Raw genomic sequence first — 13,982 nt, 5'->3', positions numbered from 1 at the left:
ATCGATACTCTCCTACTCGCAACGAAGCGCGGTTACCGGCTCCACCAGTATCGCTGCACGAACTGGAATCACCATCGCAAGAAATGCTACACAGACGAGCAGGAGTGTAACCGCTATCAAGGTTTCCGGATCGCGTGGCGCGACCTCGAAGAGCAGGCTGCGCAGCATGTGCGTTAGAGATAACGAAGCACAGGTGCCGATACCTACGCCGAGAAGAATGAGCCGCGCACCTTGCCATGTGATGAGGCGCAGGATGCGGACGCGGCCTGCACCGAGAGCCATGCGAATGCCTATCTCCTGCGTGCGCTGTGTGGTGAGATATGCCGTGAGGCCGTAAAGACCGACGATGGCCATGATGATGCCCATAAGCGCAAAGAAGCTGAGCAGAGACGCCTCAAAGCGAGGACGGTCGGCGAGGCGATAGACCATCTCATCGAGTGGCTGAATTGTCACGGGGGTCATGGGGTCGATGGCGGCGATGCGGGTTTCGATAGCGGCTGCGATTGAGGATGCTGGAACCTGCGAGGAAAGAACGAAGAGAAAGTGGCCGTTCCATGAGCTCCCATTGTCGGGGCTGCCGGTATCTCCACGTCCGCGCAGGTTGTAGTATTCGGGACTCTCCTGCCCACTGAGGCCCGCGTTTTTCACGTCGGCAGCAACTCCATCGATGATATCGATGGTGGGATCTGGCTCTGGCGCGGCCTTGGGATTATCAGTGACAAACTGAATGCGCTGCCCGACCGCATTGCCGTTGGGAAAGAGACGTTTGGCGAGCAGCGCATTAAGGATGAAGTGCCTGGCGTTGGCGTTGCTCTCGGTGTCGGTGAAATTGTTGCCTGCAATGATAGGAATCTGCAGGATGAGGAAGTAGTCAGGCGTAACGTTCCGGACAATTACTGCATCTTGGGAAGTTTGTCGCGACGGTGGCTGACCCATAACATGCATCGCGTCGTAACGTGTGCCCTGATGCCAGCTATTGTCATCGGGCGGCAGCGAATCGGTGAGGGCCACGTTGGTAATGCCGGGCAGGCTACGCAATGCGGCCTCCGCGCGTAAATAGAAATCGCGATAGGCCTGGCTGGTGCGATAGCGGTACCAGTTGAGATCGACCTGAACCGAAATGACCCCGTGCGTGGTCATGCCCAGCTTCTGCGCTTCGAGATTGCGGAAGCTCTTGACGAGCAGTACCGCGCCTGAAGCGAGAACGAGGCTTACCGCGATTTGCGCAACGACGAGTATGTGACGAATGCGCAGACGCGACGAGCCAGCCGACTTGTGCGCGGTGAGAGCGGCCAGGCGCGGCGGCTCAAGCGTAGATACAACTGCAAAGAACGATGCACAGAGTAGAGCGGTGAGGATCGCAACGGTGGCTACACGGAGATCGATGCGCGCCTGAGCTAAAAACGGAATGCTGGTGGGCGCGATATAGAGGAAGATGCGTAGGAGGGCGAAGGCGAGCGCGCATCCGGCGAGGGCTGCAGCCAAGACGAGCAACAGTGCTTCAGTGAGCGACTGCATAAGGATGCGGCGACGGCTTGCTCCGAGCGCGGCGCGAACGGCCAGCTCTCTCTGACGGGCGGCACCGCGCGCAGAAAAAAGACTGGCAGCGTTGGCTCCGGCGATCAGCAACACGAAGAGAACAGCGACGAGGAGGATCCATGCGGCGCGATACGAATCCTGCATCTGGCGGTCGCGAAGGGGGCGGACGACCAGATGAAAATCGCTGCGGATCGGAGCTGGGATCCATTGCTGTGTATGCAGGAATAGCGGCTGCATTTCGGCGCGGGCCTGCTCGATGCTGACACCGGGGCGCAGGCGGGCGGTGAGCCACATGGGCACTCCAATGCCGCTGTTGACGGTGTGCTGCGCTGCGGGATCCAGCTGCGCGGGCACGAGGAGATCGAAGGGCTGGAGACGCGGCATTTCGAAGTTGGCGGGCAGAACACCGACGATGCGCGTGGGGGTTTCGTCGAGATCGATGGTGCGCTGAAGTATGTTGGGATCGCGATGAAAGCGACTGTTCCAAAGCGCATAGGAGAGGATGGCGACGTGCGGGCCGCGCGGCAGGTCCTCTTCCGGCAGGAAGTTGCGGCCGAGAATGGGATTGACGCCTAGCGTGGGCAGAAAGCTCTGCGGCACGGGATCACAGTGCAGTTGGATGGGGGTGGCTTCGGTGAGGCCGCACTCGTTGGGGTTGCGATCATAGGCGCGATCGTAGGTAAGGCTGACGAAGGGACGCTGCGCAGCTTGCCAATCGAAGAAGAAGCCGCCGAGTGCAAACTCCTGGCGCTCGAGCGACTGCGAAATACCGAGCGAGACGAGGCGATCGCCATGGCTGTAGGGAAGCGGACGGAAAAGGATTGGGTCAACAACACTGAAGACAGCGGTGGTGGCTCCGATGCCAAGGGTGAGGATTGCGATTGTGGTGATGGCGAAGCCGGGAGCGCGGCGGAATCCGCGGAGTGCGTAACGCAAGTCGTCGGCGAAGCATTCGAGGAGCCAGCCGGGGCGGAGGCGATATGTGGTTTCACGTGCGGCTTCGATGCCGCCAAATTCGATGAGAGCGCTACGGCGAGCTTCTGCCGGGCTCATGCCTGAGGCGATCTTCTGCTCGATGGACTGTTGCATGTGGAAGCGCAGCTCGTCGTCGAGGCCGGAGCGGGAGTTGCGCCAGGCGGCGCGGAAACGATCGAGGAGACGCAGCATCAGACTTTGGCCTCCCCTGCCTTGAGGACGAGCGCGATGGCTGAGGAAAGACGATCCCACTCTTTGAGCTCGGTGGCGAGGCGTCGGCGGCCGGCAGCAGTAAGCGAGTAGAACTTGGCGCGGCGGTTGTTTTCGGAGCTTTGCCAGTCGGCCTTGATCCAGCCTTTGTATTCGAGGCGATGGAGCGCGGGGTAGAGCGATCCCTGACCGACTTGTAGGACTTCACCGGAATGCTGTTGAATGCGCTGGGCCACGCCCCAGCCGTGCATGGGTTCAAGCGCCAGCGTCTGCAGGACCAGCAGATCCAGGGTGCCTTGTAGAAGATCGGAAGACTGGTTTGATTCGGCTCGCGGCATATTCCTCTCGATATTCGACAAGAGCGTACGCCTGACTCTTGTCGAATGTCAAGGGGAGGAAACGAGTGTGGGTGTGAAGTGTGAAAAACAAAAACATGCACTGGGTTTCGCTGGTCAGGCGTGTAATGCGGTTTGCGGGTGCGACTGCATTGCGGGAGTGAGTTGTTCGCGGAGACTGCCTGCCAGATCGGCTACTAGGCGGAGTTTTTCGGCTGCGGGCGATGAGACCTGCAGGTCGGCGAGTGCGAGTTGCGAGTGCAGGAGCAGGCCCGCAACGGTGGTTTTGAGCTCGTTTTCTATGGCGGCTGCGGCTGCGGCACGAGCGATGGCGCGCTCGCGTTCTGCGCGGCTGAGGGCCATTCGGATTTCGCGCGCGAGACGCTGCACGCCGGTGAGGGCGAAGTTGATCTGCATAGGGATGGCGAGGCCGGTGCGCTCCCAGATGAGGTCGGCTCCCTGGGGGTCGGAGTCGATCAGTGCTTCGTCGAGGATAACGGCGGCGTATTCACCGCGGTTGAGCATGGTGATGGCGGAGCGGCGGCCTTGCGCGACGTCGCACTCGGTGGTGAGTAAGCGGCTCAGGGCTGCGGCACAGTTCTCCGCACCCTCCATTCCTGTGATGATGAGTATCTTCATTCCTGCCCTCCCTAGGGGCACAGGATCTGGGCGGTTGCAAGGATCGAGCGAGTCCCGTAAACACGGCTGGCTGTTGCGCGTGGCCGGTGATGGCGCACGGCGTCATGGAAACGGAGCCATGTCCGATGTTCGTGGAAAAGTAACGTCGCGCTGAGGCTATGGCTATCCGCTATTCGTCGAGCATAGGGTCCTGGATGCCGTATTCCTTGAGCTTGCGATAGAGGGTGGTTTTGCCGATGCCAAGTAGGCGCGCGGCCATGAGCTTATCGCCGTTGAGCTTGCGGATGGCTCCGAGGATAGCTTGCTTTTCCATCTCTGCGAGCGGTATTACGTCGGCTGGATGCTCGGCCTGCTGAGGCTCGGCGGCAGCAACGCGATGGGCTTCAAGACCCTGCTGCTGGAGTTGCGTGGGCATATCGCCCAGCTCAAGCACTGGACCTGATGACAAGGCGCAGGCGCGCTCGATGCAGTTCTCAAGCTCGCGCACATTGCCAGGCCAGTCGTACTTGATCATGGTGCGCAGGGCATCGTCGCTGAGGGTGTATTTGCGCGCCTTGCCTTTGGAGATGCGGTCGAGAAAGTGCGCGGTCAGCAGCGGAATGTCTTCGCGACGCTCGCGCAGAGGAGGAAGGCGCAGGTTGACGACGTTGAGGCGATAGAAGAGGTCTTTGCGGAAGCTGCCTTTTTCAACCATGGCAGCGAGGTCGCGGTTGGTGGCGGCGACGATGCGAGCCTTGATGGGGACGCGATGCGTTGCGCCTACGGGACGGACTTCTTTTTCCTGCAATGCGCGCAGGAGCTTGGCCTGTAGGTCGAGGGTGAGCTCGCCGACCTCATCGAGAAACACGGTGCCGCCCTCGGCGGTGACGAAGAGACCGTCCTTGGATTTATTTGCACCGGTGAAGGCTCCCTTGACATAGCCGAAGAGCTCGCTTTCGATGAGCGTGGGAACAAGCGATCCGCAATCGACGGGAAGGAAGGGCTTGAAGGCGTTGGGGCCGTAGGCGTGAATGGTCCGGGCCACGAGCTCCTTGCCAGTGCCGCTTTCGCCAAGGACGAGGACGGGATGGGTGCTCTGCGCGACCTTGGAGAGGATGCGATACAGCTTTTCCATCTCAGCTGAGCGGCCGATCATGGAACCGAGGCCCTGGCTGAGACGCAGGCGCTCGCGGAGCTGCCGGCTTTCGGCGTCGATGGAGAGCGTGGAGGCTGCGCGCTCCAGCACGGCAGAGAGCTCGTCGACGGCGAAGGGTTTGGTGAGATAGTCGGCGGCTCCGCGGCGCATAGCTTCGACGGCTGCGTTGACCGAGCTGGACGCGGTCATGGCGATGACCGCCGTTCCGGGATAGAGCAATTTCACTTCGGAGACAAGCTCGAGCGCCTGATAGCCGCCGTAGGGCAGATTGACAAGAAGAACATCTGCCGCGTGGCCGCGAATAAGGCTGCGTGCCTGGTTGAGGTCGGCTGTGGATTGCACAGCATAACCGAGTGAAGAAGCGATCTCTGCGCAGGCCGAACGAACGGCCGCATCGGTGTCGACGACGAGCAGGTGGACCCGCGCCCTTTGCCTGGGTGCTTCCTGGCCCTGCAAGTGTTCCGTTGATTGCGGGACAAAGTCCATGGCTGGTTGTTGGAGAACTGTATCGAGCATTGTATCCGCCTTCTCTATGGTTTGGGGTTGACTGGATGGTTTCCGGTGGAAGAAGTTGAAAAATTAATGAGTTCTTTGATGAATTTGCCTAATTCGCGGGGTGGAGTGGGGAGTGCTCTGGGGTTTTATTCGGTAAAGGGAATTCGAGAAAGATCACTGCGCCACCAGCATGGGTGTCCGTTGGATCGGCTGAAACTGATGCTGATTGCGGGGCTGTGCCGTTTGCAGCCCAGACGGTGCCTCGGGCGGCGGAAACGATGGAGCGGACGATGGAGAGACCGAGGCCGCGATGCTTGACAGGCCAGGCTGTGGACGGCGGTGGTTCAGAGGTGCTGTCCGCAGCTGCGATGAAGGATTGCGACTCGCGGGTGCTGAAGCCAGCTTGAAAGATACGCTCCATCAGCTCGCGGGGAATGCCGGGGCCGTCGTCGGCGATGGAGAGGACGACGAAGCCGGCAGTTTCTTCGACTGCGATGCGGATGTGGCCTGAGCCGCTCATGGCCTCGGAGGCGTTGCGGACGAGGTTAACCATGATGCGCGTGAGGTCTTCGCTGTCGAGCGGCAAGGGCCAGTCCTGGGTGCTGTCGGCGATCTCGATGGAAACGCCTGGACCGGCAATGGCGGAAAGCAGCGGGAGGATTCTGCGCAGTTCATCGCAAACACGCTCAATTTTTGTGGATTCGTGATCGATGGCGGGAAAATTGGGGTGGAAGCCATCGGGCCAGAAGGGTGTTGGCGCAGGGCGGTTGCTGGGGTGAGATGACTTTGAGCGGGCTGCTTCGGGGATGCGCTGTGCATCGGCGGCTGCGGTGGTTCCAGGGAGATACGAGGTTTGAGCGGCGGTGGCTGCCAGCTTGTCCAGCAGGCGGCGGCCCGCGCCGCTTACCAGGCGAAGGTCTGCGGCGTAGTGACGCCACTGATTGGAGAGGACTTCAGGCTCTGCGAGCAGATCGCAGTAGAGATCCATTGCCGCGACTATGTTGCGGGCGTCATGCACGAGGCCCGCGAGGCTGTTGGCGATGCTTGCCGAGGCAGGCTGAACGAATGCCTGCTCATTACGAATCGCCGGTCCTTCTTCCCTGTCCAGTTGCGGCATCTTCTTCCCTGCTCTTCTCGTGCGTATGCACGGGGTTGTTGCCGGCGGAATAGTGGCCGGCCAACGCAGGGTCCAAGGATCGGAGGTATGGAGGACTTCAAGTACTGCATTTTTTGCGCTTCGCGAATGAGCGTTCTCTAAGGAAATGCCGCATTCGCTGGCTGCTTGATCTTCTTTTGTTCTTCGTGGCCTTCCCGATTCGGGTGCTTTGGCCTTTGAGAGTGTTTCCCGCTCCCTCAAGGAAGCGGCCTCTTCGGGAGTGCCGTGTTGACCCTCTAATAAGCACTCGGTGTGCCAAAGCAGGACAGGCTCTCTAAGTTCCTGATAAGGAAAGGAAAGGCGGTGTTTGGGCCAAAGATGGGAAATCTGGCGGGAAAGCGGGCGTTCCCGATTGAGGAATGCTGATACGGGCGACAAACATTTATCTCATTTCTTATCAATGAGATCGATATTTTCCCGTTTTGGGTCTGATGATTTGCATTTGGGACAGATTCCAAAGGTGGTTTGCGAGTGCCGTAATTGGTGGAAGTTTCTTTTTGATGTTCTCGACCTCATACAATCGGACTATGACCAATCATGCAAAAGAGACCGCCGCAGAGGCGGGTTTTTACCGCTCGGACAGCAGAGCGGTGGATCAACTGCGACCGCTTACGCTTACGCCGGGTTTTGTTCGAACTGCTGAAGGATCGGTGTTGATCTCGCTGGGACATACGCGAGTGCTGTGCAATGCAACGATCGAAAACGGCGTGCCGTCATGGCTGCGTAACTCAGGGCGTGGATGGGTAACGGCTGAGTATGCGATGCTGCCACGCTCGACGGTGACGCGCACTCCGCGGGAGAGCGAGCGAGGCAAGATCGGCGGAAGGACGCATGAGATTCAGCGATTGATCGGGCGCAGCCTGCGCTCGGTGGTGGATATGCAGGCGCTGGGCGAGCGTACGGTGATTCTGGACTGCGATGTGATTCAAGCGGACGGCGGCACGCGCACAGCGGCGATCAGCGGCGCGTGTGTGGCGCTGGCGCTGGCGCTGAACGCGCTGGTGAAGGCTGGAGCGCTGGTGAAATCTCCGCTGCGGCAGCTTGTGGCAGCTACTTCGGTCGGTATCGTCGGCGGTACTTCACTTCTCGATCTCTGCTATGAAGAGGATTCGCAGGCTGAGGTGGATATGAATGTGGTGATGGCTGCTGACGGCGGGCTGGTGGAGACACAGGCTACGGCGGAGCGGGGTACGTATTCGCGGGCGCAGCTTGCGCAACTGCTCGATCTGGCGGAGGGTGGGCTGAAGACGATCTTTGCTGCGCAGCGGGCGATTCTGGCGTAGGATGCACGGGTTAAAAGCAGATCCCCTTCGGGGATGCTGACAAGAAAAGCGACTGCAAAAACAAAAGCTACTGCGCTGCGAGATGGGCGAGGTTCGCTCGAGCCTGTGCGTGGTCGGGTTGGATGGCGAGAGCTCGTTCGAAGTCTTTGCGGGCTGAAGCTGAGTCGCCTTTGCGGGCTTCGAGGACGCCGAGGTTGTTCCAGCCGTCGGCGTCTTGTGCGAAAAGTTTCAGAGCCTGTTGCTGCTCGGTGATTGCGCCGTCGAGGTTGCCGTTTTGCGCCATGACTTGGCTTAGCGCGGAGTGGATAGAGGCGTCATCGGGCTTGAGGACTGCGGCGCGGTTGAGTTCGGTTTCCGCATTGTTGAGATCACCAGAGATGCCGTAGGCGCGAGCTAGCTGCGTGTGGGCGTCGGCGGAGCTTGGATGGGCCTGGATGGCGGTCTGCAGCAGTCGCATGGCGTGTGTGGCATCACCAGCGCTGAGTTGCGCATCGGCCAGAGCAAGCTGCGCGTCGAGATTGTTAGCGTTGATGGCGAGGCTGCGTTGCAGTTCGCTTTCTGCTTCTTGTGTTTGTCCACCGGCTAGCAGCAATGAGCCGAGGCTTGCGTGGCCTTCGGCGTCATCGGGGCAACTGGCTAGCTCTTCGCGGAATTCCTGCTCGGCGTTTGCCTGACTGCGACGGGCATCGAGATCGGCGAGATCGAAGGCCGCGTCGCAGTGCTGGGCGCGGCTTGCTTCGGTTGCGCTTGCGGCTTGTTGCAGGAGCGCGCGGGCCTGCTGCCAATTCCCTTCTCCGTCGAGTGCTGCTCCAAATGCGGTGAGCACGCGAGCGTCATTGGGATGAAGCTTGCTGTCTTGCTCATAAATCGCCGCAGCCTCTTTGTATTTGCCCTGTCCGGCGAGTGCTGCGCCGAGGTTGTAGAGGCTGACGCGGTCATTGGGCGTGCGAGTGAGCCTATCGCGCATCCATGCTTCTTCGAGTTGCAGACGCGGGTCGGGATCGCCGGGCTTGGTGTGCACGAGAAGGACCTGCAGCCACATGTGCGCCATCTCGTCTTCAGAGCGGTTGCCTTCGCGGACACGAATGGGAGGGTCGTGGGGATTGCGCGGATTGGATGCCGAGTTGTCGTAGAGGTACTTCATGTGGAGCACGGTGCCGCGCGGCAACTCGAGCGGTTGTTTGTAGCGATAGACGGACTGGCGGTCGATGTCCCAGTCACGAATCCAGATGAGCCACTCTTTGCGGCCGTCGGGCAGGATGGCCCATCCTTGCATATCCTTGCCGAGGTAATGCGCGTGCGGATAGATGCCGAGCACTTCGACGTCGACGGGCAGCCGCAGGGAATCTTCTACGACGAAGTGGTTGTCGCCTGCGGGAATGTCGAGCTTGTCGTCGGCGTCGAGTTGCAGGAGCATGGGCTGCTTGTCCGGCGGGATATCGGTGAAGTAAAGGCCGATCTCGCTGTCGATGGTTTCGGACTTGCCGGATGGCTTGAGGTGCGTATTAAGGATGAGGTCGTTGCCGGGATCGAGGCGCCATGGCATGCCCTGCGGCTCGATGATCGCTGGCGTGTCGGGCTTCCAGAAGAGGAAGTGGCTGTCGGGGTCGAAGGTATTGCCGGAGTCGAGAAGAATCTCCATGCCAGGAACCCCGGCGCGCCACTCGTCGGGATGCTGCTCGCGGAAGCTCTCCATGCGGTCGATGAGGATGTTGGCGTGGTGCACGACTTGTGGTGCGCCGGGGCGAATCTCCATGGCGCGGATGTAGTGGCTGGTTTTCAGTGGATAAGGGAAGACAAAGTTGCGGAAGACATCGGTGCCTCCGGCGGGAAGCGTGAAGGGCTCGCCCTGCTTGAGCACGAGGTCAGGCTTGCCGAGCTGCCATTTTGCATCGTAGGCGGGCGCGGTAGGAGCCTCGCTCAGATCGCCCTGCGGCATGCCAGCCTGGAACCACTGCTTTAGCTTTGCCACATCGCCGTTGCTTAGTCGGCGATTGTCTGCGAAGTCGCCGTAGCCCGGCTCAGGAAGCCAGGGAGGCATGAAGTGCGATTGCGTTACTTCGACAATTTGAGATGCGCGGCGCTTTGCGTCGGCGTAGGTTAGCAGGCTGAAGGGGCCTGCGCCTCCGGGATGATGGCAGGTGGTGCAGTGGCCATAGAGGATGGGGGCGATGTCGTGGGACCAGGTGAGGTTTTTTGTTTCAGTTGCCGTTGTGTTTTTTGGAGGCTTTGCGAGGGCTGCGGTGGGTATGACAGCGAACAAGAGTAGAGACAGCAAGGAACGAATCATGGGTTGATCGCTGCCGGCGCTCATGAATTGTGATTCACTTCTCGCCGAGCGGGACGATGGCGCAGCCGACGGGGTTGGCCTCGGGCTTGGGTGCTGCGTGTTCTGTCAGCGCGGCTTCGATGGCGTCTGCGAGCTCGTGCGTGGTGGGCTGTGGGCGCTCGACTCCGAAGGCGCGATAACGGTTATCGATGCGGCCATGGTAGATCTCGTGGAGTTGGCCGTTGTGGACGGAGAAGACTGCGGCTTCGGGGGTTACTCCGGCATGAGCTAGATGAACGAGGTTCTGGTGGGTATCGAGCAGGACGGGGGTTGCCATGGAGAATTCTTCGTCATGCTTTTTTACCGTGCTGGCTGTGTCGTTGGGGTTGGGGAAGACCCACCAGACGCGCACACCTTTGGATTTCCACTCGGTGCGGAGATGTTCGATTGTGGGGATGTAGCGGTTGGAGATGGGGCAGTCGATGGCGGCGAAGACTAGCACTACTACGTGGGCGCCGGGAGCGGCGAGATCGTTTACGGGTTTTCCGTCGAGATCAAATGCAACTGGCTGCACCGAAGCCATGAGTGCGCTCGCTGACAGCGCACAACAAAGCCCGAGAAGATAGGAGCGAAGCCGCATACGTTTCCAGTGCGAATCTGGCTTGCTGGAAGCGTATCAAATGCGACGTGCTGCTTTCATCTCAGGCTTTGCTGAGTCTCGGATTCAGATACCGAGCTTGCTCCAGATGGCGTCGACTTTGGACTTGGTTTCGCGGTCCATTTCGAGCATGGCCGGCCAGGGGCGGTTGAAGCCTTCGGCGCGCCATTTGCGAGTGGCGTCGATGCCCATCTTGGAGCCGTAGTTGGGTAGGCGGCTGGCGTGGTCGAGCGAATCGATGGGGCCGAGGGTGAACTGGATGTCGCGCTCGGGATCGATGTTGTTGGTGACGCGCAGGACGACTTCGCCGATGTCCTGCACATCGCAGTCCTCATCGACCACGATGATGCACTTTGTGAACATGGCCTGGCCGAGCGACCAGATGGCTGACATGACTTTACGTGCCTGGCCGGGGTAGCTCTTCTTGATCGACACGAGCATCAGGTTGTGGAAAACGCCTTCGGGTGGCAGGTTGATGTCGACGATCTCGGGGATGGTCATGCGCATCATGGGCAGGAAGATGCGCTCGACGGCTTTGCCCATCCATGCGTCTTCCATGGGCGGCTTGCCGACGATGGTAGCGGCATAGATGGGATCTTTGCGATGCGTGATGCAGGTGATGTGGAAGACGGGGTATTCATCCTGCATGGTGTAGAAGCCGGTGTGATCGCCGAAGGGACCTTCAGTGCGTAGCTCGCCCAGCTCGACGTAGCCTTCGAGAACGATTTCCGATTGGGCGGGGACTTCGAGATCGACGGTTTCGCATTTGACGATCTCGACGGGCTTGCCGCGCAGGAAGCCAGCAATGAGGTACTCCTCAATGTCGGGTGGCGCAGGGACGATGGCGGAGAAGGTTGTTGCAGGGTCGGAACCGATTGAAACGGCTACTTCCATGCGTGATCCTTTTAGCTCGCCGAATTTTACCTGTGGCAGGCCGCCTACTGGGCCATCGGGAACTGCATAGGCTCCGCCGGAGGTTTCGGCCATGGCTGCTACGCGGGCGGCAAGTGGATCGGAGTCGGCGTTCGTTTGGGCTGCGGCGCGCAAGGCTTCGCGGTAGTGCTCGGCTGCCACTTTTTGACGCTGCCAGTGCATGCCGGTGGTCTGCCCATCGTAGATTTGCATTCGGTACATGCCGATGTTGCGCTTGCCTGTTTTGGGGTCGCGTGTGTGGACGCAGGGCAGGGTGATGAATGGGCCGCCGTCGTGCGGCCAACAGGTAAGCACTGGGAAGTCGAGAAGATTGAAGTTTTCGCGGAGAATGACCTGCTTGCAGGGTGCATCTTTGGCAGAAACAGTCTTCGGAAACACCTTTGCCAGATCGCCTAGCTGGGGAAGCATCTTGAGCTTGTCGAGGAAGCCTTCGGGGGCTTTCATGTGCAGCAGGCTCTGGATGCGCTCGGCTATCTCGTCGAGGCGCTCGACGCCGAGGGACTTGGCCATGCGGCGTGTGGAGCCGAACTGGTTCATTAGAACCTTGTGGCCGGGGTGGCCGACAATGTTCTCAAACAGCAAAGCCGGGCCGCCGTCGGAGGACATCTTGCCTTTGTGGTCGGACTTGGAGCCTTGGCCGCTGGTCTTGCCGAGCTTGCAGGCGCGGTCGGTGATTTCGGCGATTTCGAGCCGGGGCGAGACCGGCTCCTTGATGCGTTTCAGCTCGCCTGCTTTATCGAGTGCTGCAATCCATTCGCGAAGGTCTTGATAGGCCAAGTGCGGCTCCTGGCGCAACATTACTCCACGCCAAGAGTTAGTTTAATAATCTTTGCTCAAGCATGCGCCACATTGCGAGTGGCCGCGTAGCTGGCAGGCGATTCAGGACTGATTTGAACCAGAAGGAAGATTAAATCTCGGCGAGGCTGGCAGGATGCACTTCGTCCATGGGGTAGCCCAGGCGTTTCCACTCGTCGAAGCCCCCGCGCAATGGACGCACGCGATCGATGCCGAGTTTGTGCAGCGTCATGGCTGTTTTGGCAGCCGTGGCTTCGCTGGGACAAGTGCAGTAGAGTACGACGTCGCGGTCGTGCGGAATCTCACCGCTACGCCTGGCCAGGGCATCAGGCGAGACGTGAAGTGCACCAGGGAGCGTGAAGGGATCGGGCACCAGCTCAAGGGGGTGACGCAGATCGACGATATAAACTGGCAGGCCTTCGTCCAACATCCGCTTCAGCTCCACTGGCTCAAGACGGGCAGTGCGGAACTTACGTAGATAGGCCTGCTGGCGATAGATGCGATAGGCCAGGAATCCGAGGACTCCGAGCAGCAGAAGCAGGCCGCTGAAATGCCCCATGGTATCAAGCAGGTGCGGGTTCTTCTCGATCAGGTCGCCGAAGAGCCGCCCTGCCAGCAGGAGCGTACCGGTCCAGATGATCGATCCTGCGAGATCGAAGGTGAGGAAGCGGCGCAGGCTCATTCCGGTCTGCCCCGCAACCGGAGGAGCGACGACCGAGAGTCCGGGAATGAACTTGGCGAACAAGAGGGTATAAGCGCCCCGCCGGCCGAACGAGTCGTGGGTTTTACGGACGCAGGTGCTGGATTCCAGCGAGAAGCGGCAGATGATCCGAAGAACGATGTGTCCCCAGCGGCGGCCGAAGAAGAACCAGCTCACATCCGCGACCACGCAGGCCAGCGATCCGGCTGCTAGCGCTAGAGCGAAGCTGATGTGTTCGGTAGCGGAAAGCGCGCCGGCGGCCAATAGAACTGGCGTTGCAGGGAGGGGTAGCCCGATCTGCTCCAGGAAAACCCAACCGAAGATTAGTAGATAGCCGTAAGTGATGAGAATTGCTGTCGGAAGGGACATGACCGGACCTGGACTCGAACTACGGACAACATGCACCACCCTCGCAAATGCTGCCCGTATTCATAGGATGCCAGAGTTGCCGTTCCGATGCGCATCTGTTCTTTGGCTACGCGGTGGTATTCGCGCGCCCGACTATCCATTCGGCGAACCGGATTGGCTCTTTGCCGGTTATGTCCCGGACCGTGGTGGTTAGCTCGGTCACCCGGCCCTCGCGGATCGCCTGGAACGACGCTGCAACAGCGTTTGCTACCGGACGCGGCAAGCCATTCGCCACCAATCCATCTGCGGCTTGCTCGGTCGTCACGTCTATAACGCGCAGGGTGCGCCCAAGCGCTTTGGACAGGATTTCTACTTCTTCCGGAACGGTAAGCAGCTCGCCGCCTGTCACTTCGAGGATTGGGCCTAACGGATTGGGTGAAACCAATGCAGCAACGGCCACGGCAGCAATATCTTCCGGGGCAATGAGTGCCGATTTTCCTGTACCCATGGCG

Annotated in this window: 11 protein-coding genes; 1 reads left to right on the top strand and 10 read right to left on the bottom strand. The window is 60.0% G+C overall.

Going from position 1 to position 13,982, the window contains the following annotated elements; all coding sequences use genetic code 11:
- Positions 1–12 precede the first annotated feature (12 nt).
- The 5 genes from OHL22_RS19095 to OHL22_RS19075 all read right to left on the bottom strand — a co-directional run bounded on the left by OHL22_RS19095 (position 13) and on the right by OHL22_RS19075 (position 6,445).
- Complete coding sequence (locus OHL22_RS19095) at positions 13–2,706, bottom strand: ABC transporter permease (RefSeq protein WP_263341006.1); 2,694 nt, start codon at positions 2,704–2,706, stop codon at positions 13–15.
- Positions 2,706–3,062 carry a PadR family transcriptional regulator gene (locus tag OHL22_RS19090; RefSeq protein ID WP_263341004.1) on the bottom strand — a complete coding sequence of 119 codons (357 nt, stop codon included), beginning with the start codon at positions 3,060–3,062 and terminating at the stop codon, positions 2,706–2,708. The genes OHL22_RS19095 and OHL22_RS19090 overlap by 1 nt, the downstream gene beginning before the upstream one ends.
- A gap of 114 nt (positions 3,063–3,176) precedes the next feature.
- Entirely contained in the window at positions 3,177–3,698 is a 522-nt protein-coding gene (locus OHL22_RS19085; RefSeq protein WP_263341002.1) for a response regulator transcription factor family protein, read from the bottom strand.
- A 169-nt stretch (positions 3,699–3,867) separates the two neighbouring features.
- Positions 3,868–5,349 carry a sigma-54-dependent transcriptional regulator gene (locus tag OHL22_RS19080; protein ID WP_263341000.1) on the bottom strand — a complete coding sequence of 494 codons (1,482 nt, stop codon included), beginning with the start codon at positions 5,347–5,349 and terminating at the stop codon, positions 3,868–3,870.
- An 88-nt stretch (positions 5,350–5,437) separates the two neighbouring features.
- Positions 5,438–6,445: an ATP-binding protein gene (locus tag OHL22_RS19075; protein ID WP_263340998.1), complete on the bottom strand. Its 1,008-nt coding sequence runs from the start codon at positions 6,443–6,445 to the stop codon at positions 5,438–5,440.
- 566 nt (positions 6,446–7,011) lie between these two features.
- Here OHL22_RS19075 and rph point away from each other — a divergent pair.
- Positions 7,012–7,767, top strand: coding sequence for a ribonuclease PH (rph, locus tag OHL22_RS19070; RefSeq protein ID WP_263340996.1), 756 nt, complete (start codon positions 7,012–7,014; stop codon positions 7,765–7,767).
- A 67-nt stretch (positions 7,768–7,834) separates the two neighbouring features.
- Here the strand turns inward: rph and OHL22_RS19065 are convergent, their stop codons facing one another.
- The 5 genes from OHL22_RS19065 to OHL22_RS19045 form a co-directional block, all read right to left on the bottom strand.
- Positions 7,835–10,057 (bottom strand): tetratricopeptide repeat protein, encoded by a 2,223-nt coding sequence (locus OHL22_RS19065; RefSeq protein WP_263340994.1) that lies wholly within the window; start codon positions 10,055–10,057, stop codon positions 7,835–7,837.
- 34 nt (positions 10,058–10,091) lie between these two features.
- Entirely contained in the window at positions 10,092–10,619 is a 528-nt protein-coding gene (locus OHL22_RS19060; protein WP_263340991.1) for a redoxin family protein, read from the bottom strand.
- A 141-nt stretch (positions 10,620–10,760) separates the two neighbouring features.
- On the bottom strand, positions 10,761–12,404 hold the full coding sequence (locus OHL22_RS19055; protein ID WP_263340987.1) for a UbiD family decarboxylase: 1,644 nt from the start codon (positions 12,402–12,404) through the stop codon (positions 10,761–10,763).
- Between the two features lie 130 nt (positions 12,405–12,534).
- Entirely contained in the window at positions 12,535–13,491 is a 957-nt protein-coding gene (locus tag OHL22_RS19050; RefSeq protein WP_263340985.1) for a VTT domain-containing protein, read from the bottom strand.
- A gap of 106 nt (positions 13,492–13,597) precedes the next feature.
- Complete coding sequence (locus OHL22_RS19045) at positions 13,598–13,978, bottom strand: Rossmann-fold NAD(P)-binding domain-containing protein (RefSeq protein WP_263340983.1); 381 nt, start codon at positions 13,976–13,978, stop codon at positions 13,598–13,600.
- Between the last annotated feature and the right edge of the window lie 4 nt (positions 13,979–13,982).

Source organism: Acidicapsa dinghuensis (assembly GCF_025685685.1).
Taxonomy (GTDB): domain Bacteria; phylum Acidobacteriota; class Terriglobia; order Terriglobales; family Acidobacteriaceae; genus Acidicapsa; species Acidicapsa dinghuensis.
The sequence above is the reverse complement of the archived record's forward strand: the minus strand, read 5'-3'. Positions and strand labels throughout refer to the sequence as shown.